Origin of the sequence: Neolewinella maritima (assembly GCF_923081025.1) — a bacterium.
In the GTDB taxonomy this organism is placed as follows: domain Bacteria; phylum Bacteroidota; class Bacteroidia; order Chitinophagales; family Saprospiraceae; genus Neolewinella; species Neolewinella maritima.
The window spans coordinates 1622038-1644969 of sequence record NZ_CAKLPZ010000001.1; the positions used below are offsets into that span (position 1 = coordinate 1622038).

18 protein-coding genes and 1 tRNA gene are annotated in these 22932 nt (G+C 58.2%); 5 read left to right on the forward strand and 14 right to left on the reverse strand.

Annotated features, from left to right (window positions below; translation table 11 throughout):
- Positions 1-4: 4 nt before the first annotated feature.
- Positions 5-460 carry a DUF2059 domain-containing protein gene (locus tag MJQ68_RS06750; RefSeq protein ID WP_238750268.1) on the reverse strand — a complete coding sequence of 152 codons (456 nt, stop codon included), beginning with the start codon at positions 458-460 and terminating at the stop codon, positions 5-7.
- A gap of 57 nt (positions 461-517) precedes the next feature.
- Here MJQ68_RS06750 and MJQ68_RS06755 point away from each other — a divergent pair, with 57 nt between their 5' ends.
- Together MJQ68_RS06755 and MJQ68_RS06760 are read left to right on the forward strand one after the other, a co-directional pair.
- Complete coding sequence (locus MJQ68_RS06755; protein WP_238750269.1) at positions 518-1354, forward strand: glycerophosphodiester phosphodiesterase family protein; 837 nt, start codon at positions 518-520, stop codon at positions 1352-1354.
- Between the two features lie 326 nt (positions 1355-1680).
- On the forward strand, positions 1681-3213 hold the full coding sequence (locus MJQ68_RS06760; RefSeq protein ID WP_238750270.1) for a glycoside hydrolase family 113: 1533 nt from the start codon (positions 1681-1683) through the stop codon (positions 3211-3213).
- Here MJQ68_RS06760 and MJQ68_RS06765 read toward each other — a convergent pair.
- The 5 genes from MJQ68_RS06765 to MJQ68_RS06785 form a co-directional block, all read right to left on the reverse strand.
- On the reverse strand, positions 3200-5011 hold the full coding sequence (locus MJQ68_RS06765; RefSeq protein WP_238750271.1) for a hypothetical protein: 1812 nt from the start codon (positions 5009-5011) through the stop codon (positions 3200-3202). The two genes, MJQ68_RS06760 and MJQ68_RS06765, sit on opposite strands and share 14 nt — an antisense overlap.
- A 255-nt stretch (positions 5012-5266) precedes the next feature.
- Positions 5267-7630, reverse strand: coding sequence for a choice-of-anchor B family protein (locus tag MJQ68_RS06770; protein WP_238750272.1), 2364 nt, complete (start codon positions 7628-7630; stop codon positions 5267-5269).
- A 51-nt stretch (positions 7631-7681) separates the two neighbouring features.
- A complete protein-coding gene (locus MJQ68_RS06775; RefSeq protein WP_238750273.1) occupies positions 7682-8290 on the reverse strand; it encodes a hypothetical protein in 609 nt (202 codons plus the stop codon).
- A gap of 48 nt (positions 8291-8338) precedes the next feature.
- Positions 8339-8920 (reverse strand): dephospho-CoA kinase, encoded by a 582-nt coding sequence (gene coaE, locus MJQ68_RS06780; RefSeq protein ID WP_238750274.1) that lies wholly within the window; start codon positions 8918-8920, stop codon positions 8339-8341.
- 36 nt (positions 8921-8956) lie between these two features.
- A complete protein-coding gene (locus MJQ68_RS06785) occupies positions 8957-10492 on the reverse strand; it encodes a SulP family inorganic anion transporter (RefSeq protein ID WP_238750275.1) in 1536 nt (511 codons plus the stop codon).
- Positions 10493-10594: 102 nt separating this feature from the next.
- Here MJQ68_RS06785 and MJQ68_RS06790 point away from each other — a divergent pair, with 102 nt between their 5' ends.
- Positions 10595-10930, forward strand: a complete 336-nt coding sequence (locus MJQ68_RS06790; RefSeq protein ID WP_238750276.1) for a 2Fe-2S iron-sulfur cluster-binding protein — start codon at positions 10595-10597, stop codon at positions 10928-10930.
- Between the two features lie 89 nt (positions 10931-11019).
- A tRNA-Met gene (locus MJQ68_RS06795) sits at positions 11020-11092 on the forward strand.
- Between the two features lie 49 nt (positions 11093-11141).
- Here the strand turns inward: MJQ68_RS06795 and MJQ68_RS06800 are convergent.
- The gene (locus MJQ68_RS06800; RefSeq protein ID WP_238750277.1) at positions 11142-14333 is read right to left on the reverse strand and encodes an AsmA-like C-terminal region-containing protein; all 3192 of its coding nucleotides are present in this window, start codon (positions 14331-14333) and stop codon (positions 11142-11144) included.
- A 158-nt stretch (positions 14334-14491) separates the two neighbouring features.
- On the opposite strand from MJQ68_RS06800, the gene MJQ68_RS06805 reads away from it, so the two are divergent.
- Entirely contained in the window at positions 14492-15688 is a 1197-nt protein-coding gene (locus MJQ68_RS06805) for a ribonuclease D (RefSeq protein WP_238750278.1), read from the forward strand.
- On the opposite strand, the gene MJQ68_RS06810 is transcribed toward MJQ68_RS06805, so the two are convergent.
- From MJQ68_RS06810 to MJQ68_RS06840, 7 genes are read right to left on the reverse strand one after another with little or no spacing between them, the layout of a single operon-like run.
- Complete coding sequence (locus tag MJQ68_RS06810; RefSeq protein ID WP_238750279.1) at positions 15651-16781, reverse strand: glycosyltransferase family 4 protein; 1131 nt, start codon at positions 16779-16781, stop codon at positions 15651-15653. The two genes, MJQ68_RS06805 and MJQ68_RS06810, sit on opposite strands and share 38 nt — an antisense overlap.
- The gene (locus tag MJQ68_RS06815; protein WP_238750280.1) at positions 16778-18676 is read right to left on the reverse strand and encodes a RecQ family ATP-dependent DNA helicase; all 1899 of its coding nucleotides are present in this window, start codon (positions 18674-18676) and stop codon (positions 16778-16780) included. The genes MJQ68_RS06810 and MJQ68_RS06815 overlap by 4 nt, the downstream gene beginning before the upstream one ends.
- 47 nt (positions 18677-18723) lie before the next feature.
- A complete protein-coding gene (gene gldF / locus MJQ68_RS06820) occupies positions 18724-19455 on the reverse strand; it encodes a gliding motility-associated ABC transporter permease subunit GldF (protein ID WP_238750281.1) in 732 nt (243 codons plus the stop codon).
- Positions 19456-20106, reverse strand: a complete 651-nt coding sequence (locus MJQ68_RS06825; RefSeq protein WP_238750282.1) for a hypothetical protein — start codon at positions 20104-20106, stop codon at positions 19456-19458.
- A 13-nt stretch (positions 20107-20119) separates the two neighbouring features.
- Positions 20120-21034 (reverse strand): gliding motility-associated ABC transporter ATP-binding subunit GldA, encoded by a 915-nt coding sequence (gene gldA / locus MJQ68_RS06830; RefSeq protein ID WP_238750283.1) that lies wholly within the window; start codon positions 21032-21034, stop codon positions 20120-20122.
- Positions 21035-21055: 21 nt separating this feature from the next.
- Positions 21056-22036 (reverse strand): succinylglutamate desuccinylase/aspartoacylase family protein, encoded by a 981-nt coding sequence (locus MJQ68_RS06835; protein WP_238750284.1) that lies wholly within the window; start codon positions 22034-22036, stop codon positions 21056-21058.
- Positions 22033-22905: an ATP-grasp domain-containing protein gene (locus MJQ68_RS06840; RefSeq protein WP_238750285.1), complete on the reverse strand. Its 873-nt coding sequence runs from the start codon at positions 22903-22905 to the stop codon at positions 22033-22035. Before MJQ68_RS06840 ends, MJQ68_RS06835 begins: the two co-directional genes overlap by 4 nt.
- Between the last annotated feature and the right edge of the window lie 27 nt (positions 22906-22932).

Below are 22932 nucleotides of genomic sequence, written 5' to 3' on the forward strand. Positions count from 1 at the left end.
ACGCTCAGTCTTTTTCCAGGGCTTCCTGTAGCCGCTGTGCTACGCGGGCGCCCATTTTCATGCCCCACTGCTGACCGGCGGCCATACTCTGCTGCATCAGGGTGCTCTGCTTGGCTACGATCTGCTGACTCAGGGGATCGCTCAGGTAAGCGATCTGATGATCAATCTCCGCTTCCGTCAAATTGTTGCGGTACACGGCCGTCAAATCCGGCAGAATAAGCTGCCAGCCCTCTTCGTGAATCTCTTTACTGAACTCATCCCAGAAAGCAGGACTCACAGTACTTGCATCGACCTGCTGACGCTGCATGAGGATCATATTATCCACCGCGGTGAGGAACTGTGCTTCGGCCCCGCTGAGCTCCAGTAAACGGGCTATCTTGGCCTCCAGACTATCGGTGGTCTGTGCGCTCACTGCGCTGCCCATGGTAAATACCAATACCAATACGATTAAGTGCTTCATGGCCTCAAATATAGCGTCATTCTCCTGCTGCTCTGCTGCGGCACTACCCGTACTGCTATGCCGCTGACTACTGCGCCCGCCTTCGACTGGCAGGGGCACCGCGGCGCCCGCGGACTGCTACCGGAAAACACTATTCCCGCCTTTCTACGCGCGCTCAGCTATGTGGAGGTCACTACCCTGGAACTGGACGTCGTCATCTCGGCCGACCGCCGTGTCATCGTCAGTCACGACCCCTGGATGGAGCCCGGTATCTGTCAGTCACCGAGTGGGGACTCGATCACCGCCGAGGTGAGACTTATCGAGCTGACCGCAGCGGAGATCGCCCGGTACGACTGCGGACAGCTTCCGCATGCCCGCTTTCCCGAACAGCTGAGCCGCCCCGCACATAAGCCGACCTTAGCTGCCGTCTTCGCCGCGGTCGATCGCTACTGCGTACAGCAAAATCGCCCGTCTCCCCGCTACAATATCGAACTGAAGTACCAAGCGGACTGGGAGCCTGCCCTGGTACCCTCCCGTGAAGTGTTTGTCGACCTGGTACTCGATGACGTAGCTGCCTGGGGGCACCCCGAGCTAGTCACGCTGCAGTGTTTCGACCCCTCCACACTGGCCGTGATCCACGCGCGGGACAGCAGTTTGCAGCTTGCATACCTGGACGAAGCTCCCGGTGGTATAGCGAAAAAGATGAGTCAGATAGGCTTCGTACCGGCCATCTATAGTCCCTGGGAAGTCAAGCTCACACCGGCCATCATCGCGGAGGCCAAAGCGGTGGGTATGCGCGTCATCCCCTGGACGGTCAATGATGTAGCCCGAATGCGGGAGCTCCGCAGCCAGGGCGTCGACGGCATTATTACGGACTACCCGAACCGGATCGCGGAAGCAGTCGATACGCCATGAAGCCATACGTCGCGTGGCTGTTCATCCTCCTGTGCGCGGCCGCAGGTGCCATGCAGTGCAACCGCCCAACGCCTTCCCCAGAGCAGGTGGCTGTCAATCCCCCGGATCGGCGCACCGTCCAGCGTGCAAACTTGCGGGCGGAAACTTGGCAATTGGTGCTCTGCACTACGGATTCCAGCCTACTGCGGTGGGCGGAGCGAACGGTTGCGGCCCGGCCGCTCAATAAAACCTTGCGGATCACGGATTGCGCAAGTCTTGACCCCAAGCTCCCCGCCTTGGTTGTTGGAGACCATCTGCCACCACGCTTGCGAACGCAGTTAAGGGATGTGCTTGACCTGCTCCAAGCGAGTGATGATAATACCCTGACGCTGTACAACATACTCAACCCGCTTACAACTACGGATTCACTTCCAAGCACGGTGACCGTCCGCCTGAACCAGGATACACCGACACTTATCGAAGAGCTAGAGGAAGCAGCCGAAGATGGCTGGTGGAGCATCTTTAGTGGACAGTGGGCGTACGAGGTCACCAATAGGGAGGGAACGCGGCGCTTGGGCAGTTACAGTAGGGGAGACTGGTCCTATGATGCCAAGGCAGAAATACGGCTTCCGGCTATCGGTCCACCGGTCCGGGAAGTGGATACGCTGCTGATCTATTCAGTGGACAACGCTAGCGCTGACCGCATCGACAGTCTGCTACCCCGGCTAGCGATATGGAATGACTCGGTAGGCGATCTGCGGGCCATCTATCTGTACCCTACGGTAGAGCGCATTGGTCTGCGGCGGGGAAGTATGGAAGCTGTGCAGGTAGATGATAATTCCCTGCACGTCGTACCGGACGCACTTCCCGGCACCATCTACGCTACCGAGAATACTCCGGACTTCTACGCCGGTATGACCTTTGCACACGAGGGCTATCGAGTATTCAATGGCTATGGGGGCCGGGAAGTAGCACCCAGTCTGGATAGCTTGCTATCGCTTCGTGTAAACGCCCTGGCCATCGTGCCCTACACCTTCATGCAGACAGCGAACCGCGTGGGTGAATTGCCGGTACCTACGGGCGCCGGATCGGAAAACGATGCCGCCGTAACGTATGCCATCCGGCAGGCACACGCGCGCGGGCTAGCCGTTTTACTCAAACCCCAAATCTGGGTAGGTGGAGCCTGGCCGGGAGATGTGCAGTTCGCGACGGAGACCGAATGGGACCAATTCTTCACCACCTACGAGCAGTGGATGCTTCACTACGCCCGCATGGCCCAGGCGGAGGGGATTGCGGCGCTGTGTATCGGCACCGAGCTGGTTCACGCCACCCTGGACCATCCGGACCGGTGGCGTACCATGATCAAGCATCTGCGCCGAGTGTACGACGGAAAGCTCACCTATGCGGCAAACTGGGGGGAAGAATTCGAACAACTATCCTTTTGGAAGGAGCTCGACGCCGTCGGACTCAACAGCTACTACCCACTGGCGACAGGCACAAATCCGACAGATGATGAACTTCACCAGGGCGCCCAATCCTGGATGCAACTGGCGGATAGTATAAGCTTAGCTGTTGAGCGACCGTTGTGGCTGACCGAAGTAGGCTACCGGTCGGTAGAACGAGCCTGGACTAATCCTCATGCGGACGCCGGCGACCGACCCGCCAGTGCTATAGATCAAGCGCGCTGCTACGCCGCCTTGCTCGCAGCTGCTGACGCATCCAGTCGCTTGCAGGGGATCTTTGTCTGGAAGTGGCCAAGCTATCTCGGCTACTCAGACCGCACGGAACCGGAGGATCGCGGCTTTACGCCCGGTGGTAAACCGGCTGCTGCGCTACTGGAATCATTCTACCGTACACGACCACAGACTACTCGAGAGTAGTAACAATCAGGTTATCAATCAGAACCGGTGGTTGCGTGGCCCCGCCATTCCACAACATGACCCGTACTTCATCCGCGCCGTCCCAGGGAGCCCGTGCTTCTAGCATGACACTGCGGGCCGGTTCGTCATTCAACACCCGGTGCAATCGATGGAGCCGTTCCTTATGCACTACACCGCCGCGGTAGAAGCGCAAGACAAGCTGCGTGCTGTTGTGGACATCCCAGCGCGATGCACTACTCACCATATCAGCTGAGACACGAATCCATTGACGTCGGGCGAAAGGACCGGGGATGTGGTATTCCGGAGTAAACTGTACCGTGTCTGACATGCAGTAGGCGCGGTTTCCGATCCGGGGTGATAGGCCGTCACAGCTTCGTGCACTTTCATTTTCAAAGTCATTGACGTAGAGGGTGTCGATGCGTTTGGGCGTACCACGAAAGAATTCTGGATTGTCAAGGAGCAGGAAGTTATCCGTATCCTTTTTGAATGTAAATAAGGTGCGCCAGTAGTAGGGCTTATTCATCCATTCTGCCACAAACAGTCCCCCCCGGTGGGCTTGGTGTGTAAACCAGAGGTTGTGGGCCGTACACAAGAGACAGAGGGCGGCAAACGCAGTACTGAGCCAGAGTGGCCGGTGACTGACCCAGGATACCATGGCGGCCAGCGGAAAGGCCAGTACGGGATACAGTTGGACCATCGTTCGCTGGCCCAGACTGCCACCGTACCACCACACGCTCCAGGAAAAGGCCACGTATATGAACGCAAGGGTATGCAGCAGCGATGCGGCGAATGTACCCTGCCGGCGGAAGCCCAGGGGGAGGAACCCGAGCAGCGCAAACCACATCACTGGTGTATAGGTTAACCACCCGGCCCGGTAGCTGAGTATCCCCTCGGTAAGGTGGGGGGTAGACCAGTCGAAGCCCTGCTCCTGATAACTATACACTAGCCAGTGCCCCGCTGCGTACTTCCAGTACAGGAGCTGAATCGACCCTATAGCCAGGCAGATCAGCACCGCCATAGCGATTCTCAAACTGTTTTGCGTGAAGAACTTTGCACGCTGTACTACTCCACTGGGTGTCAACCGAAGCGACCACAGCAGGGGGATAGATGCAGCCAGTATTTCCGTGGGTCGAATCAATGCCATCATCCCGACCAGCAAGCCGATGAGGACGAACGTACGTGTTGGTGGATTTTCCGGGTCTCGATACAGCCGGTCGCAGGCTAAAAGGAGGCAGGCATACAGCGTAAACAGGTAGTTGTGCGAGAGCGCACCGTCCAGCGCGCTGTAGTTCAGGTAGTTCGTGGCGAAGGTGATGATGAGTAGGGTGACCGCGCAGACGCTCTCGGAATAATACCGTCGCAGCAGCGTAAGTAGCGCATACAGCCCCGCGAAGCTGATAAGTAGACTAGCCAGGCTAAGCGCCACTTGGTAGGGGAGGGAAAATCCGTCCGCAGGGTACGCCGACGAGAGCACGGCAAAACCATGCGCAAGGGCAAAAAACGGCGCATACATGATTGCCATGCCAGCACTGTACTTCAGCACACGGTGCCCCTCGGGAGTAGTGAACGCCTGGTCCGCGGCTTCGCTCATGCGATACTTCGCGACCAGTTCAGGCAGAAAGCGCAGCTCGCGCAAGTCGTGGTAGATAAAGACGGCGGGCAGGTACATATAGTAGCCCGAAACATCATAACTGATGGTCGCATCACCGCCAACGTACTGCCACTTAGGGTAGTACAGCTGCGTAAGTACGATGAGTACATAACAGGCAATCAGGGCGGCACGGCTTCGACGCTTCACGCCACCGAAGGTACGCGCAGCCGAGGCAGCATCACCCCTTCGGGGAGGCCGAAATACTCAGTTTGGTGAGGTACTGTTGGCGATCTGACGCACTGCGCAATAGTTGCGAGGTATTTCGTTGGCCGGATAAGCGATCCAACAGATAAGTTGCAGTAAATCGGGGACCAGTAGACGCCATAGCAAGGTGATTTACTGTAAATATACATTTTGTTTAATAAACACCAAATTTAAAACAAAATATAAATTTGGGCTAGTCTACTGTTTGATCATCCGCAGGGTAGTGGTCAGTTTACCATCCGTCGTCAGGCGTACTATATATACTCCGGGCGGGTAACTGGCGCCGAGGTCAATGCGCTGCTGCCGGGCGGTCAGTAAGCGCCGCTCTACTAGCTGCCCGCTGAGCCGATACACCGTCAGCTGGTGATCCTGAGCTTTCGCATCCTCCAGCTGAAGGGTAAAGGCTGCTGGACTAGGGTTGGGAAATACTGAAACCCGCGTAGAACCGCCTGTGTCATCACCCACCGATGAGATCAGGCGCGTGCCGCGAATGCTGAAGTCATCGAATCCGGCGCGGAATATCGTTGCGGTGTCCATCGATGAGGCCGTAAGTTGAATCTGCATGGAATCCGTGAAGGCCAGCTTACCGGTAAGCATAAAGCTGTCCCGTTGCCAAGTCGTCGTACCATCCGCGTAGCTGGCTAGAAGCACCGTATCCGCGGCATGCAGCAGCTGTACGGTCAGCTCACCCTGCCCGGTGTTCTCAGCCTGGGCCGCGAAGTACGCATAGGAAAGCGTAGCGTCGTCGGCGTAGTCTCGTAAATCGAAGTAGGGGGATTGTAGCACCGCGCGTCCGCTGTCTAAGTTTACCAGGTAAGCCTGAGTATCCAGCTTGATTTGTACGTCACCAATTAAAAGCTCCGCTTCCCGGAGGTTACTGAGCTGCCAGGTACCGGTCGCGGTGTCGCTTTGCGTAGTCCAAGCCAAATCACTGACAAAACTGTCCGCATAACCCCGGTCCAGATAGATCACGTCCTGGTCCAGGTCGACCGCCTCCATCCTGTTTACTACAGTAGGCAGATACCCCCAGGCCGTAGCGATGGCCCGGTAGCTGCGATTAGGTATATCTAGCAAGGTTACCCGGGCCAACGTATCCGTTGTTCCAGTAAACCGCAGCGAGTCAGCTACCAATTGTAGTGTACCCTCGGTGATCGGTGCTTCAGTAGCCCGATCCAGTAGCCGTACGTCGATACTAGCCAGTATACGCGGCAGTAACTCTACATCCTGTAGTACCTCTTCACCGCTGACTAGACGCACGGATACCGTATCGTCGAAGTAGCCGGGAGCACTGATGCGCACGGCATAGGTCCCGTCCCCAACGGGTGTGGTTTGCATACCCGCGCTATCCGTGAGTACCACACCCGTACGGTAGTTGCCGGCGGTGCCGCTGCTACCTATATTTAGTCGCGTGGATAGTATAGTTACCTGCGCACCATTGACGGCCGCTCCGGTCATAGCATTCGTGACCTTGCCCGCCAGCCGCGCCGCACGAACGTAGTCGACATCGATGACGAACAACCCGCGGGCCCGGTCCGAAACTAGCGTCAGCCCGCTCGGCAGAAAAGGATACGCACCCCAGGCACCGTTGAACCCTCCGTCGGCTCCCGGCCAGGTATCATAATTACCTACCTCGATCAGATTAGCCGGATCGCTGGCATCTACTACGCGGAGTCCGTCCGTGTAGTGGCTTATTGAAAGGAAGTCTCCGATCACGTGGACGTTGTGGGGAATGGTGCCGGTATTGAGACTCGTCAGCGGGCGGTACTCGTCTAGTTTCCTGATGTCAGTCGGATCGGTCAGGTCGAAGGAAGCCACCGAGGCGTTCGACCGCTCATCCGTAGTGAAGACCGTCTTATCGTCGTCCGTAGCCCAGGAATTGTGGGTAAAGCGAAAGGGCGTAGACGTACGGCCTACTTCCTGAATGTTTGCCAGATCGCTGATGTCATACACGGCTAGTTCACCCTTATAGATCTCGGAGGCGTACATCAGACCATGCTGTGCGAATACATCGTGGCTGTAGGTATCCGGACCTACCGCCAGCAGGGGAGGAGCGAGGGGGTTCTGCTTCACGTCGAAGATCAGGATGCCGCCGTCATTGAGGTTGCGGTCTCCCCCAGCGGTGAAGAGTAAGCCCTGCTCGGTATCTACATACACGTTGTGGGCACGTACCAATGCGCGGTCGAAGCCCGGCACCCGATACCGGTTATTAGTATAGCTGATGGTGTCCGGCAGCCCCCGCAAATCCAGCACGGTCAATCCCTCGTTGCCCTGATCGGCCACGACGTAGGCATACTCCCCGTAGGTTTTCATGTCCCGCCAGTTGCTGTTCTGGCCCTCCGTGCGGGCCACTTCTACCGGGTTACTGGGGTCAGCTAAGGAGATCACTGCTACGCCGTCGTACAATCCCAGCAGCGCGTATTCTGTACCGTCCGGGGCTACGTAGCCCCATACATCGTTGACGTCTACATCGTAATCCAACTGACCCAATAGGGTAGTGTTCAACTGAGCGGACAGGTACAGACTACCCGCTAAAGCGAATAGCAGGGTATAGGTATATTTCATGCTAGTATATACGCCTACCGGACCCGCTTGCGCGCCCGGAGGTATGAATAGTTAGTCCGCTCTACGGTAAACGATGGTTTCGTTGCTCACGCCCAGCAACTGCAGCTCCAGTACCTCCTCATCGAGGCGCACGATACCGTAACAATCGGTCTGCGCCGCACCTGAAATAGTGAAGCACGGCTCGCCCGTACTGCTCCCCCCGCTACACGCTCCCGGACAGACGTTGTGAAACACCATATTTTCCTCCACCAGCAGTTCACCCTCGTAGTAGGTCTTGTAGTGGGTAGGCGTTAGCTCTACCTGTTCCTGCGCATCGTCCGTGCTGATCCAGCGTCCGGCAAGTAACTGCTGGGCCGCGAGCGCAGGTGCGGAGGCCGGGCCCGTAGTGCCACCCTTACTGCCCGCATAAGCATCTCCTTCTTCACGAATGGTGAGTCCGTACGGAGTGGGAGCATTAGCTCCACTACCACCGAGGGAGTCATTGAATCCGGCTTCAGGGATGGGCACTGAGTCAGGATTGGTGAGGGGGTACTGCCCCAGTGTTTCCCCCTGGCCCGATACGGCGAACGTGCCCTGGGCACCAGCCTGGTCCTCTACGGCGTATTCAGCCGCGCAGGCAGTAAATAGGTAGGCGGTGGCAAGAACAAGGAGGTAGCGCATGGACGGTTTATTCTAGGCTAAGTGCTCCAGTAACGATCACCCGCTTGTTTAAGTGCGAAGCAGGCGGTCCAAGGTCAGAATTTGCGGCAGCAGCAGTTGCTTTCCATCGTTGTGGATCAGGTACGTACCAGCGGCTTCCTTTCGAGCATCCGTCCACTGCTGGGCCGCCCGCTCGTTGAATTGGGCCGGCGTGATCCCATCGCGTGCCGTGACCCGCTGCATGCGTATGGGCTCCGGGCAGGCTACGACGATAGTAGCATCGTATAGAGTAGCCGCGGCAATCTCGAATAGAATAGCGGCTTCGTGTAGGGTATAGCTGGCATCCTGATCGGCGTACCAGCGGCTGGCGTCACGGGCTACCGCCGGGTGGACCAGGGCATTCAGCGCCCTAAGCTCATCCGCATCTCCAAAGACCCGCTCGCTTAGATAGGCCCGGTTGAGACCGCCGGCACTGTACGACTGGACTCCGAACCGTTGGATGATTGCCTGACGAAGGTCCGGATCGTCAGTCATTAGTGCCTTTGCCCGTACATCCGCGTAGTACACCGGCACGCCTAAGCGCTCAAACTCCCGGCAGACCGTGGTCTTTCCCGCCCCGATGTTTCCGGTAATACCGATCCGTTTGGCCATGCTATACTGCTTTGCCGGGCAAGATAGCCTGCGGACCTACGACGGCTGATCTACCGCAACCTTATAGGTAGGATCCTCGAGTACGTTGACTTCAATAATGGCACTGGCTTTGCTTAGCAGTTGACGGGAGTCCTTACTGAGGTGCTGTAGGTGCACCTTCTTACCCACCTTGTGGTAGCGCTCGGTGAGCTTGTTCAGCGCCTCAATGGCTGACATATCTACGATACGGCTTTCCTCAAAGTCAATCACGACCTCGTCCGGATCGTTGAGCACATCGAACTTGTCGTTGAACACGGCCACCGAGCCAAAAAATAACGGGCCGTAGATCTCATAGTGCTTCACGCCCCGCTCGTCCACGTGCTTGCGGGCACGAATGCGTTTTGCACTTTCCCAGGCAAAGTTGAGCGCTGCGATGATTACGCCCACGATGACCGCCAGCGCCAGGTTGTGCAGGAAGATCGTGACCAGGGTGACCAGGACCATCACCAGCAGGTCCGACTTCGGCATCTTACCGAAGGCATTCAGACTGGCCCATTCGAAGGTGCCTACGGCTACCATGATCATCAGACCAGTCAGCGCCGCCATGGGCACCAGCTCGATCAGGCTACTGCCGAACATGATGAATACCAGCAGCATCACCGCCGCTACGATACCGGAAAGCCGCGCCCGCGCACCGGCACTGATGTTGATCAGCGACTGGCCGAGCATGGCACAGCCCCCCATTCCGGAGAGGAAGCCCGACAGAATGTTCGCCGCACCCTGCGCCACCGCCTCCTTATTACCGCGACCCCGCGTTTCGGTGATCTCATCGATGATGTTGAGAGTCAGCAAGCTTTCGATGAGTCCAACGCCGGCTACGATCAGGGCATAGGGCAGGATGACCTGCAGCGTCTCGAAAGTGAAGGGAACCTGCGGGATGTGGAAGGGTGGGAAGCCACCGGAGATACTGGCCAGGTCGCCCACCGTCTTGGTGTCGATGCCCAGCGCAGCTACTACGCCGAATACCGTGAGAATAGCAACGAGGGAAGCCGGTACGGTCTTGGTCAGCTTCGGAAGACCCCAGATAATGGCCATGGTGAGCAGGACCAGTCCGACAAATAGATACAGCGCACTACCCGTGAGCCAATCGCCCGTAGCGGGATTCTTGAATTGATCCAGCTGCGACATGAAGATGATGATCGCCAGTCCGTTGACGAAGCCGAAGATGGCAGGGTGGGGGACCAGCCGCATCAGCTTGCCCAATCGTAGCACACCGGCGAGCACCTGGAACAGACCCGCCAGTACGACGGTGGCGAAGATGTACTCGATGCCGTGAGACTGCGCCAGCGATACGATCACCACGGCAACGGCACCGGTAGCACCGGAGATCATGCCTGGCCGACCGCCGAAGATGGCCGTGACGATACCCATCACGAAGGCCGCGTACAGACCCGTGAGCGGGGGCAACCCGGCAAGAAATGCGAAGGCAACCGCCTCCGGCACCAGGGCCAGGGCTACGGTAATGCCCGAGAGGATCTCGATCCGGTAGTTGACCTTCTGCGAAAAATCAAAGAGGTTTATATATTTCTCCATCTGTGCATCAAGGACTTACCTACGTGACACATGCCACGACCCCGCCTAAGAGCGCGCAAAGGTACGCCGCAGCGACCTATATTTGCCCCGCAAATCAAGCCCATGCCCGAACCCGGAAACATTTTGCTGACCGTCATCGACCGCGTCGGCGAGATCCACGAACTGGAAGCGCCTACGGACATGAATATGAACGTCATGGAAGTCTGTAAGGCCTACGAACTGCCCGTCAAGGGGACCTGCGGGGGCATGGCGCTGTGCAGCACCTGCCACTGCTACGTCGTGTCCGACACCCCGCTACCGGAAATGCGGGACGACGAAGAGGATATGCTCGACCAGGCCTTCTTTGTGGAGGACAACAGCCGACTGGGCTGTCAGCTACGGATCACGGAGGCGCTCGACGGGCTGCGCGTTCAGCTGGCTCCCGAAACGGAAGATTAATTTTCTAAAAAGTGCGGCAAACTTTTGCGGATTGCGGATTGTATCTATCTTTGCAGCCCGTTACGAAGGTAGCGTGGTAAAAATTACATCGCGGGGTGGAGCAGTTGGTAGCTCGTCGGGCTCATAACCCGAAGGTCGCAAGTTCGAGTCTTGCCCCCGCTACTTTAGCATTAGCCGTTACGGACGATCGTCCGTAACGGCTTTTTGCGTTTTACTGCCCGCCGTCCCCCGACTTCTTCCGCTTGAAGGGGTTGAATTTTTCCAGCTCCTTTTTCACATCGTCTACCGCATCCTTGGCAGCCCCGGGTAGGGCAAGGCTGTCGGCACTCGCCGTAGTGTCGCGTCCGAGTCCTAGCGCTCCCTTCAGTTGATTGGCCGCTTCGCGCTCCAGGCGCTCGGCCTGCTGGGCGGCGGCACTGCGCAGACTGTCTTCGACCAGCTTGGCCCGGTTGCCCGCGAGCGCTTTGGCCGAGTCTACACGATTCTCCAGCTCATTGCGCACTTCCTCCTTACGGGTGTCCAACTCCTGTTGTACGCGGTCCTTTACCGCATCGGTGACCGAGCCGGCCAGCGACTGATCGCCACCGCTACCTTCCGTACCCAGCAGATCGAAGCCGGCCCGCGGACTGGCCAGCGTACCGGTCAGCTTAATATTGAGATTCAGGGTGTCACCGGGGGAGATATTGAGTCCCAGCTTGCTTGCCTGACCGGATAGCTTGTCTAGCGCGGATAGTGCCGTGCCGGTCACCAAATTACCCTGGATTAGGGTACGTGGAACGGCGGCACGGATACGGTAGTCCATGTCGGTATCCAGACCGTGGGTACCCCCCAATTGCATGGGGATGCCGGCCAGCTTGAAATCGAAGGGGTTCACGGTGACCTTACCGTCGTTTACCTGAAAGGCAGCGATGATGTTCCGGATGGTCGTACTGTTCTTCAGCTCGTTCACGTTGAGCGCGTTGCCGATGACCTGCAGGGGTTTGAAGGATGCGATACGGGCCTCTGCGGTGCGCAACAATCCCTTCGCGTCGATACTCTTTAGATCGGGGAACATATCAGCCCCTAGCTTGCCCTCCATCACCAACTGGCTGCTAAAGGTGCCGGAAATGAACTTACCTACCGGCGCCAGGATGGCAAAGGTATTGAGGCTACTGAATGCCTGGGAAAAGTCCAGGTTCTCCATATCGTACGAGAAATGAAAGCCCGGCTCGTCTCCCTCCGCCGTGTCGTAGGAGCCGGTGAAACCCATCGCTCCACCCAGTAGGTTGGCCCGTCCGTCTTCGATCACTACCGCCCCGTCGCGTATACGCATGATGCCCTTCACGTTGTTCATCGTGATGTCCGTGTACTGTACGCGGTCAGCCAGCATATCCACCTGTAGGTTAATGTTCCGGGGAATAGGAATGGGTGCGGCAGCCTGCGCGGAGTCTGAGGGCGAGGTCGCAGGTGCGGAGTCCGAGGCGGGGTCCTCCATGAAATCCGCAACGTTGAAGAATCCCGAACGGACGGATAGATCACCCGTGAGCACGCCATCGTCGAAGGTGTAGTCGAACAGGTTATTGACGATTCCGGAAGCGGTGAAACTACTTTGCTCCAGGGTAGCAGCGGCATTGGCGATCTCCAGGCGGTTGGGCTTGATGTTGCCCGTCACGCGGAGGTCTTTAGGTCGGTAGGTGCCGTAGGCGAGCTCCTTGATGTCAGCATCCACGTCGAAGTCAAAGCGATCGAAGATCTCCATAGACTCGCTTTCCGCTGTGGAAGCAGTGGCCGGACCGTTTAATTCAGCCGGACTGCTCACCCGGTCGGGCTCTTCCTCGACCATCCACTCGTCGGCATCGAAGAAGTTGGAGCGCAGGGTGACGCTGCCCCGCATGGTCTGCTCGGGGCTAAAGTAGGCCAGTATATTATTGATCTTACCGGATGCGGAGATGTCACTGCGCCCCAGGGTAGCGGTGAACTGCTGCAGGTCAACGAACTGCGGACTGAACTCCGCCCGCGCCTGGGCGATCCGCACCGGGGGGGTACCCTCCGCCGCGTACACCAGGTTGCTGATCAGCACATCACCGGCAAGGTCGACCTCGGCGTAGCGGCCGGCGTCAATGGCGCTTTGCCGTACGTTGGCGGCCGTGATATCGGCCACGATGCGGCCGGCTAATTCACTGACGCCCTCCAGCGGAATAGCGGAAGACCACTTCGCCAGGTCGAGCGTGCCCTTGATGCGGGCGTCTATGTTTGGATCGGACAGCGGGGTACGTAGTTTAAAGAGACCGGTAAAGGGGTCACCCCCCAGGTTGAAATCGAAGCGTGGGATATCGACCACCAGTTGGTTGAGGTCGCTGGACGGGCTGGTTACAGCTAGCTGGGCATCGATACCCGTAATGCCAACTGGTCGGCCCGGGTACTGCACGCTGCCTCCGCTTATATCACTCTGAACCGTGAAGGCGGGGTAGACTTCCTGCTCACTATTAAAGGTACCGTCAACGGTTCCCGACAGGGTGAAGGTGCCGCCGGTCTTTACCCGTTCGTAGCCTTCGGTATACGCCGCGGGGACGATACTCCAGAGCTGGCGAAAATCATTGGCCGGGGCCTGGTAGGTCAGGTCGAAGTCGATGTCGTCATTCTCCTGCAGGTCAATGCTTCCACCAAACTCCAGACGGAGCGCATTGAGGTCTACGCGGTTGTCCTTGAAGGTGTAGCGAAATTCGTCGGCATCGATGTTGACGATAGCATCAGCGTCCAGGCGCACTTCATCCAGATAGGTCAGTCCGCCCTGCTGTAGGGTAAAGGCATCGGCCTGGGCCTGAGTCGTGAGGTCGAATACGGAGGCCGTGAAGTCACCGTCGCCGGTAGCCTGCATACCGGTAAGTTTGATATAGGTCTCGGTGGTACGATCATCGTATACTAGGCTACCGTCATTAATGGCGAAGTGGTCCAGCGTTATGAGCATAGTGCCTTCCGTAGAAGCACTCGCACCGGCGTCCGCGCCCGCTGGATCGTCGATGGTGATGAGGTAGTTGGCGAGCTCAGGCGTGAGAACTAAAATATTCACATCGGGCTGCTCCAGGGTGACGGCATCGATCTGGTAGCGGCCCCCTCCGGCGATGACGGACCAAAAACCCAGGTCGACACGGGCCTCCTGACCGGTCACTAGGGGCAGACCGGCGAAGGTGTCGATGCCCACTACGGAGAAGTCTTCGACGACGAGTGAGATGTCCGGGAAGCTACGCAGGAAGCTCACATCGGCATCCGCAAAGTCGACGCGGGCGTTCAGGTTCTCATTGGCGGCAGTCTTGACTCTGGCGACGATCTGATCTTTAAACAGCACGGGGGCGGCAACCAGGAATCCGATCAACAGGACGAAAAAAACGGCAAAACCAATGAGCAGACGTTTGGCGAGTTTCATAAGATAAATTTTAGCGGGAACAGCTTGGTGGGGTGGCTGGTTGGGTATAACCTTTGTGGTAGCGGCTTGTTAGTGCCGCTAGAGTGACTCTGAACGTAGTTTTGCGTCACACCCCGGGGATGATCGCAGTAGGTTATCCCAGTCCTTAAGTATCTCTCATGACCGCAGCCGGTATCGACTACACACTTATTAACAGTCCGCAGGGCCTACAACAGTTTGCCGATCTTCACCGGGGGGTGGACTGGATGGGCTTCGACACGGAATTCATCGGCGAGAAACGCTACCACACCCTGCTGTGCCTGATACAGATCAGCAGCGAACACGGATACTACCTGCTCGACCCCCTGGCCGTAGACGATCTTACCCCCTTTCTAGACATCATACAGGACCCCGCCGTGGTCAAGATCACCCACGCCGGCGACAACGATTACCGTCTGCTCTACCGCGCACACGGTATCACCCCGGCCAACGTATTCGATACTCAGGTAGCCGCCGCCTTCATCGGCCACCGCTATCCTACGAGCTTTGCTAAGCTGGTCGAGGCGGAGACGGGGGAGAGCGTAGGGAAGGGCTACGCCGTCACCGACTGGTCGCGCCGCCCCATGAGCGACAAGCAGATCAAGTACGCACTGTACGATGTAGTATACCTGCGTCAGCTGTACGATATCATTACGGACAAGTTGCGCACCAACGATCGCCTGGACTGGGCCCTGGAAGAGTGTGCACTGATGACGGACGGCGATTACTACTACCGCGATCCGAACCACGAGTTGCTGCACAGCAACATCGCCCGTAGCAGTAAAACGAAAGATCGGGTCTTCCTGCTGCGCCTATTCGAATGGCGCCGTTCGCAGGCTGAAAAGCGGAACTACTCGAAGGAAATGATCCTGCCGGGAAAGATCATCGGTCAGCTCGTGCGCGGCGTCCGCGGCGGCAAGGAGAGTATGATGGAAAACCGGCGACTACCGGGCAAGACCGTGAGTCGGCACGGAGATCTTTTCGTGGACTTCTACAACACTCCCGCCACGCCGGAGGAACTCACGATCGTCAAACAGATCCAGCGTACTACCCAGGAGGATGAGGATGACGATATGATCATCGAACTGCTCTACCTGCTCATGAAGTACCGGGCCGCAGAGGCTAATATCAGCCATGCCCTGGTCATGCCCCGTAATGCGATCAAGCGGATGAAGCAGGAAGAATCTATCCGCCAGAGTATTCTGGGCTCCGGCTGGCGCCGCGAGCTACTCGGGGAGGATTTCGTGGGCTGGCTAAAGCACTTCGACCGGCTTGCCATGCGCATCGAGGGCGGCAAGATCAGTCTGAACGTGCGGGAAGCCGAGCCGGTGAAGTAGTCACCTGGCGGGCTAAATCTGAATAGATCTTCAGGAGCTTAGGAGCTTCGACTTCCCAACAGAGGTCGCGCGCTGCTGCGTGGCAGTTGGCCTGTAACTGTACATACCGATCGGGCTGATCGATAAGTTCTCGTATGACCGCTGCCAGCGCTGTCGGAGAAAGGGTAGGGAGTAGTGAGAACACATCGTACTGTACGTGAATCGCCCGGTATTCCGGGAAGTCCATCTGTACGCTGGGCAGGCCAGCCTGTATGTAATCGAGCGACTTATTGGCGAGACTGTAGTAGTAGCTCGGACTAGAATCGGCCAGTAGGTTGAGGCCTAGCCAGGCTTGCGCCGTGAGCGCTGGCAGGTCGGCTGGTGGTGTAAAGCCGGCGAACCATACCCGGTTGCTGACGCCAAATTCCACGGCGATGCGCTGGAGTGGTTCGAGTTCAGGACCGGAGCCTACGATCCATAGCTTACAACTAGATGGTAAGAGGGGTAGCGCTTCAATGGCTGTAGCTAGACCGCGCCCTGGGTTGAGCATACCCTGGTACAGTATTACTCCTTCAGAATTTTCTTTATTTGTATACTCGATCTGCTCTGGTACATTTCGAATGACCTCAAATGTAATCTTATAGTCCTCCTCAAGTAGCTCGGCCAGCGCAGGGCCGACCGTATAGCGTGCATCGGTACGAGGAACGAGCCGGCGGCCTACCGTTCGCCAAATCCGACGGATGAGGGGGCGGTGGACCACCTCGGGCGTCTCACTAAACCATTCGTGCGCATCGTACACAATTTTAGTGTCGGGACTACGCAGGAAGCTGACCGCCAATAAAGTATCCAGATCGACTGCACAGATTACCTCCGCGGTCTGCTGGCGGAGGTAGTTCCTTAGGCGGTACGTGTATTCGAGATAGAACCGCTTCCCAGAGTGCCAGCGGCAGCGTAGACGATGCGTACGGTAGGTGCGCGACTCAAGTGGGGGGCTACCGGGTAGCCACCGTCCTAGCAGGAGAACGTCGTGACCGGCGGCCTGCAGGGTCGTGCATATCCGGTCCATCCGCTGATCGTGGCTCAGGTCATTCGTGACCGTGCAGATGATTCTCATGGGTGACGCAGCTTATCTCCAGTTTTTACGATGATGCCTTCGTTCAGCAGGGTCTGTAGGTAGCCAGTGACGGCTTCCGCAGTCAGACTGGAGAATGCACTCACGACTTCAGGGATACTCACCTCTCCGGTGGGTTCGAGAAGTTCCATGACCTTCACGTACACCTGCCGGTTATTCGGGGGGGCTACCTGCGCTTTGCGGCACACGTCGCAGTTGCCGCAGGCCGGAGCGTCCGACTCTCCGAAGTACTGCAGTAAGAGTTGGGAGCGGCACTGCTGATCGCCCTCACAGTAAGCGATCATCGTATCGACCCGGTGCCGGGTGCGTTCTTTCAGGAAGCGGTAGCGGACTTCATCGATGCGCAGATTAGTAGGATCGATGCGCTCCTCGACGAACACGATCTGCGGTCCCTCACGCTCGGGGATGTAATCAATGATGCCGTCGCCACGCAGCTTATGCAGGATTCGGCGCAGTTCTTCCACGGTGAGTTGCAGGAAGTTGGCCAGGCTGCCCTCCCGCAACTGCACCGGGTTGGTAAACGCTCCCTGGGTAGTGCGTAGAATGGACTTCACCATACGGTCGATCCGGGGGTTTTTGAGCTGGTAGTCGTAGAGTTGTTGCTTGGTCACAATGAACTGAAGCTGCGCGGCTTGTACCAGGTCTTCGGTGAGAATGATATACCCCGCCTGCTCGAGTGCTTTGAGTCCGCTGTAGGCCTGCCGAATATCGAATCCGAAGTTCTGACTGAAGCGGGTAAGGTCGAACGCATAGGTTTCGCCCTGCCCCCCACCGACGGCGAGTTGTAGGTAGCTGCCCAGCGCGCGGTACATGCGTTTGATCTCGGGTATGGGGGGGTAGGAGTAGGTCCAGTTACGGATCAGTCGTTCCCCGTCACTAGAGTGGTATAGCATGACCGCGTAGCTCGTCGTCCCATCCCGCCCGCCGCGACCAGCCTCCTGAAAGTAGGCCTCGGGACTATCCGGAGGACCATAGTGGATCACCGAACGCACGTTAGGCTTGTCGATCCCCATGCCAAAGGCGTTGGTGGCCACGATGACGCGTAGCTTATCCTCGATCCAGTCGCCCTGCCGCTGGTCCTTTTCCGCAGGTTCGAGACCCGCATGAAAGGCCGCAGCCGGTATATTTCTCCGACTAAGCTTATGGGCCAGTTCCTTGGTGAGGCCCCGGCTGCGGACATACACGATGCTGCTACCACTAACGCCCTCCAGCACGCGGACGAGCTGGTCTTCTTTGCCGGGCGGACGGCGCACGATGTACGCCAGGTTCTCGCGGGCAAAGCTTTGCTGGAACACTCCCCGCCGGTCACCGAAGACAAGCTTCTCCTGGATATCGGTGATCACTTCCGGAGTCGCCGTAGCGGTGACGGCGATGAGGGGTACGTCGGGGTGAAGCTCCCGCAGCTCGGCGATGCGTAAGTAGGCTGGTCTGAAGTCGTAGCCCCACTGACTGATGCAGTGGGCTTCGTCTACCGCAATCTGTACTACCGGCATCCTACGGATGCGCTCCCTGGCCAGGTCGGTAAGCAGGCGCTCCGGACTGAGGTAGAGCAGCTTGGTATTTCCGTAGACCGCATTGTCGAGAATGCGGTCGATTTCCTGATTGCGGAGTCCGCTGTAGATAGCCTCGGCCACAATACCGCGTTCACGCAGTTGACGTACCTGATCCTTCATCAGGGCGATCAGAGGGGATACGACCAGGGTCACACCCTCCAACGCCAGCGCCGGAATTTGAAAACAAAGGCTCTTCCCGCCACCGGTTGGCAGCAGCGCAAGTGTGTCCTTTCCAGCCAGGACGCTGCTGATGATCTCTTCCTGCAGCGGACGAAAGGCCGGGTATCCCCAGTAGCGCCGTAAAATGTCGAGAGGTGCCTCCATACCGTGGTGGTAAGCTACGACTTCCGCCCGGGTCCCGTGCAGCTGTATTACCAGCGCCGGCGGTCTAGGGAGAGCACCGTTAAGAGTAGAAACAGTGCCGTAAGCGTCATAAAGTACATGACGTCACGCGTGTCGATAAGTCCGCGGCCTAAACGCTGAAAGTGGTCCTGCATACCCAGGCTTGCGATGAGCTGATCGCCGTTGCCATAGAATACTGGCAGGGCGGCCAGGTAGTCGAAGCCGAAGTAACACCAGAAGCTCAGGGCCAGAGCTAGCAGAAAGCTCACGATCTGATTGGTAGTCAACGCGCTGGCAAACAGTCCGATCGCCACGAAGGCCATACTGAGAAATAACAGTCCGAGGTAGCTACCCAGGGTGCCGCCCATGTCGATGTTGCCAACTGGCTCACCGAGTTGGTACACGGTGTAGTAGTAGAGTAGGGTGGGGAGTAGTGCGATCACGACCAGGGTCAAACAGGCCAGGAACTTACCCAGCACGATATCCCAGTCCCGGAGCGGACGGGTGAGCAGTAGTTCGATGGCTCCCGTCTGTCGTTCCTCCGCCAGCGCGCGCATACAGATGGCCGGGATCAGAAAGAGTAGCACGTTGGGAGCGAGCCGGAAGAAGGGGCCCAGACTTGCATAGCCATAAGTAAGCAGGCTTGTGTCCGGAAAGACGAACAGGAACAAACCCATCACTATCAAGAAAACGCCGATCACGACGTAGCCGATCAGGCTGGCGAAGAATCCGGATATCTCCTTGCGGTATATAGCTAGCATTTAGTGCGTGCGCGGTGGGGGGGAGAGGTAGAGGGGGTGGCGGTCGTTGTACAATTGCAGCGCCCGCAGCAACCGCGCCGTATCATCGACCGGGGCCCGTTCCAGGGCAGTGACCAGGTCCTCCTCCGTGGCGATGAGGCGAAGCACCGTAGGCCGGTCCAGGGGTACCCGCCGGCCGGTGGCTACCTCCAGCACCCGGTACAGGCGCCGCTGCCGGTCTCGCTCCACAAAGGCCTGCCGGAAGGGCTGGCCCGTGGCCGGATTGTATGCCTTCATGAGTTGCCGGCTGTGCACTAGCGTATCGTACTGCAGGGTAGCGTAGCGGCCGGCCGTGCGCAGACCGGCGAATTCATGGTAGCCTCGCTTGGCATCCTCCCGCACGAAGTAGTAGGGTAGACCATCCAGGACGATCGCGTAAGGAGCGTCATGCGTACCTGCGCGGTAGCCGAAGTTGTCGATCTGCACCCGGTAGTCATCGGGTAGTTGCACCATCTCGCCCTCAATATTATCCCAGCTTAGGTCTGGCGTATTGGCCAGCAGCGCATCATTGTCAAGGTATACGCCGTCTGCAAACCGTAGGTCAGCGGTGAATACTCGATCCTGAGCGAACAGAAGCACCGGCAACAGGAGTAGGAATAGGGTCTGGGTCACGATCCAAAGGTAGTTATCCGGGGGCAGTGAGGGCCCGGAAGACCTCCTCCACGCTCAGCTCTTCCGGACTCATCGTAAGTAGGGTTAGCTGATTCGCTACCGCAAAGTGAAAGACCGCGGCCCGAATATCGGCTCCCTCCCGTAGGTGGAGCCGATAGGTATGCGGCGATCTACCGGCGCTGATGCGTTGCACGCCGTCCAGTTGCGCCAGGTCGGCGGGCTCCGCAGACCGGTCAAATTCTACCAGCAGTGACCGCTCCCCACGCATCCGCCGCTGCAGTCGTTCGATGGGGTCGTCAGCCACCAGCCTGCCGCGATCGATGATGACCACCCGGTCGCAGATCGCCTGCACTTCCTGCATGATGTGAGTACTGAAGATGACGGTCTTTTCGCGGCCCAACTCCTGTATCAGGGTGCGAATCTCGGCTAACTGGTTGGGGTCTAGTCCGCTGGTAGGTTCGTCCAGGATCAGCACCTGCGGGTCGTGCAGTAGCGCCTGTGCCAGACCCACCCGCTGCCGGTAGCCCTTAGATAAGGCACCGATCTGCTTATGCGCTTCCCGCCCGAGTCCGGTGCGGTCGATCAGGGTAGCGATCCGCGTACGGGCGTCCGGTACCCGGTTGGCGCGGGCCGCAAACTGCAGGTACTCCCGCACGTACATATCCTTATAGAGCGGGTTGTGCTCGGGCAGGTAGCCTACCGAGCGGCGGACGGCCAGGCTGTGCGTGGTCACGTCGTAGCCCGCCACGCTAGCCGTACCACTGCTCTGCGAAAGGTAGCCGGTAAGGATTTTAAGGGTGGTCGTTTTTCCGGCCCCGTTCGGACCCAGAAAGCCCAGTACCTGACCCGGCTCGGCGCGGAAGCTGATCCCGTCCAGGGCCAGCTGCTTACCGTAGCGTTTGGTGAGGGAGTCGACCTGTACTGACATACTGCTGTAACGTTGCCGGCCCTAGCCTGGTGTGGGGTCGCCCCGGTACCCGATGTGAAAAAGCGCGTCACCCTGACCGACCACCGCCCCATTGTTGTGGCCAATGATGAAGCCATTGCGGGGACACAGGATGCGTTTGTTGGGTTTCACCCCGTGGGGATCGAAGATGGTACCGATGGGCTCGCCTTTGCGCACTGGATAGCCGCTGCGCTTAGTCCACTGAAACAGACCGGCGCGACTAGCACGTACCCAGGCACTGTGGGTGACTTCGTGCGGTACGCGGGCAAAGGGATCGGAGACCGGTTCGAGCATACCGCGTGCGGCTAAAAGCCGCTTGATGCCCGCCAGTCCTTCGGTGATGCTCTGTCCGTCGTACCGAAGATTTTCACCGCCTTCATAGGTCAACACCGATAGATTCAGGGCCTTACGGGCCGAGCGGCGCAGCGACTTGATCGGTGCGCGCGCGGCTAGCAGCACCGGGGGTGCGAACTGCTGGGCAGCCAGTAGGGCCACCTCATCGTCGGGGGTATAGCGAATCTGGGGATAATTGAATACGCCGCGGCCGCCGGTATGAAAGTCGACGGCCAGATCGCAGTGGGCTAGCAGGTTGCGGCTAAGTCCGCTGGCGATCCGGCTGGCGAGGGATCCGCTTACACTGCCCGGGAAGCTGCGGTTCACGTCCTTACCGTCGGGTACGTCGCGGCTGAAGTTGTCAAAGCCGTAGACGTTGAGCAGGGGCACTACTACGACGGTACCCGCGGTAAGCTTGTTGTAGACTTTCTGTCGCAGGCTACGCCGCAGGATCTCGACGCCGTTGATCTCGTCGCCGTGTACACCGGCAAGAAACAGGATCGTGGGGCCCGGTTTAAAGCTGCGGAATACGTGAGCTACAATGGATACGGCACTACCGCTCGGCAGCTGACCGGCCACGAGTTCGACCACGCCGGACTGCCCGGGGTAGAATTCACCATTCGCGACGGTGAGTGGAGCGATGTCTTTCATACTTTGCGTACTGCGTATTCGATAATTGCCCCCGCTATGTCTACCCCCGTGGCCGTCTCGATCCCTTCCAGACCCGGACTGGCGTTGACCTCCATGACCAGCGCGCCACGCTTGCTGGAAATAAGGTCCACCCCGGCCACCTCTACGCCGATCAGGGCGGCGGTGCGTAGTACGGTGCGCTGATCTTCGGCACTTAGCGTAACGGATGTGGCAGTAGCACCGCGGTGCATGTTGGCCCGAAACTCACCGGGGGCCGCGGTGCGTTCCATAGCGGCTACGATGCGATCACCAACAACCAAAGCACGGATGTCCTTACCCTCGGACTCACGCACGTACTCCTGTAGTAGCACGCTGGGCTGTAGCTGAAGGAATCCCTCCACGAGCCGCTGCAGCTGGTGCATGTTGTGGGCCAGTGCTACGCCTACCCCATGGGTACTCTCCAACAATTTGACCACTACCGGAAATGGAGCCAGCTTCTTGGCAATGAGCCGGGCTTCAAAGATGGAGTGGCAGAGTACCGTGCGTGGCACATCTATACCCGCTTCGGTGAGGCGTTGCAGGCAGCAGCTCTTGTCGCGTGCCAGCAGTAGGGCGTCCGCCGACAGCGTATGCGGGATGCCGAGTACGTTCAACTGGCGAATAATTGACACGCCTCGGTGGGTAATATTAGCGCCGATACGCGGTATAGCGACCTGCCCTATCCGCAGGGCGGAACCATTATGGAGTAGCGCGCTTTTACTGCCGTTTAGAAAGGGACTACACAGGGCATGGTCGACGATGTCTACCGAATGATCCTGCTGTTCTGCGGCCTCTACCAGCCGGCGGGTGCTGTACAGACTGGGGCCACGGGAGAAAACGGTTATCCGCATGGCCGCAAAGGTAAGTTGGCTTTTTGT

What these genes read in the sequence shown, in the direction of transcription:
- MJQ68_RS06805 (WP_238750278.1), top strand. Translation starts at nt 14,492, where the DNA reads ATGACCGCAGCCGGTATCGACTACACACTTATTAACAGTCCGCAGGGC.
- MJQ68_RS06755 (WP_238750269.1), top strand. Translation starts at nt 518, where the DNA reads ATGCCGCTGACTACTGCGCCCGCCTTCGACTGGCAGGGGCACCGCGGC.
- MJQ68_RS06815 (WP_238750280.1), bottom strand. Translation starts at nt 18,676, where the DNA reads ATGGAGGCACCTCTCGACATTTTACGGCGCTACTGGGGATACCCGGCC.
- MJQ68_RS06775 (WP_238750273.1), bottom strand. Translation starts at nt 8,290, where the DNA reads ATGCGCTACCTCCTTGTTCTTGCCACCGCCTACCTATTTACTGCCTGC.
- gldF (WP_238750281.1), bottom strand. Translation starts at nt 19,455, where the DNA reads ATGCTAGCTATATACCGCAAGGAGATATCCGGATTCTTCGCCAGCCTG.
- MJQ68_RS06790 (WP_238750276.1), top strand. Translation starts at nt 10,595, where the DNA reads ATGCCCGAACCCGGAAACATTTTGCTGACCGTCATCGACCGCGTCGGC.
- MJQ68_RS06835 (WP_238750284.1), bottom strand. Translation starts at nt 22,036, where the DNA reads ATGAAAGACATCGCTCCACTCACCGTCGCGAATGGTGAATTCTACCCC.
- MJQ68_RS06810 (WP_238750279.1), bottom strand. Translation starts at nt 16,781, where the DNA reads ATGAGAATCATCTGCACGGTCACGAATGACCTGAGCCACGATCAGCGG.
- coaE (WP_238750274.1), bottom strand. Translation starts at nt 8,920, where the DNA reads ATGGCCAAACGGATCGGTATTACCGGAAACATCGGGGCGGGAAAGACC.
- MJQ68_RS06840 (WP_238750285.1), bottom strand. Translation starts at nt 22,905, where the DNA reads ATGCGGATAACCGTTTTCTCCCGTGGCCCCAGTCTGTACAGCACCCGC.
- MJQ68_RS06800 (WP_238750277.1), bottom strand. Translation starts at nt 14,333, where the DNA reads ATGAAACTCGCCAAACGTCTGCTCATTGGTTTTGCCGTTTTTTTCGTC.
- gldA (WP_238750283.1), bottom strand. Translation starts at nt 21,034, where the DNA reads ATGTCAGTACAGGTCGACTCCCTCACCAAACGCTACGGTAAGCAGCTG.
- MJQ68_RS06785 (WP_238750275.1), bottom strand. Translation starts at nt 10,492, where the DNA reads ATGGAGAAATATATAAACCTCTTTGATTTTTCGCAGAAGGTCAACTAC.
- MJQ68_RS06750 (WP_238750268.1), bottom strand. Translation starts at nt 460, where the DNA reads ATGAAGCACTTAATCGTATTGGTATTGGTATTTACCATGGGCAGCGCA.
- MJQ68_RS06770 (WP_238750272.1), bottom strand. Translation starts at nt 7,630, where the DNA reads ATGAAATATACCTATACCCTGCTATTCGCTTTAGCGGGTAGTCTGTAC.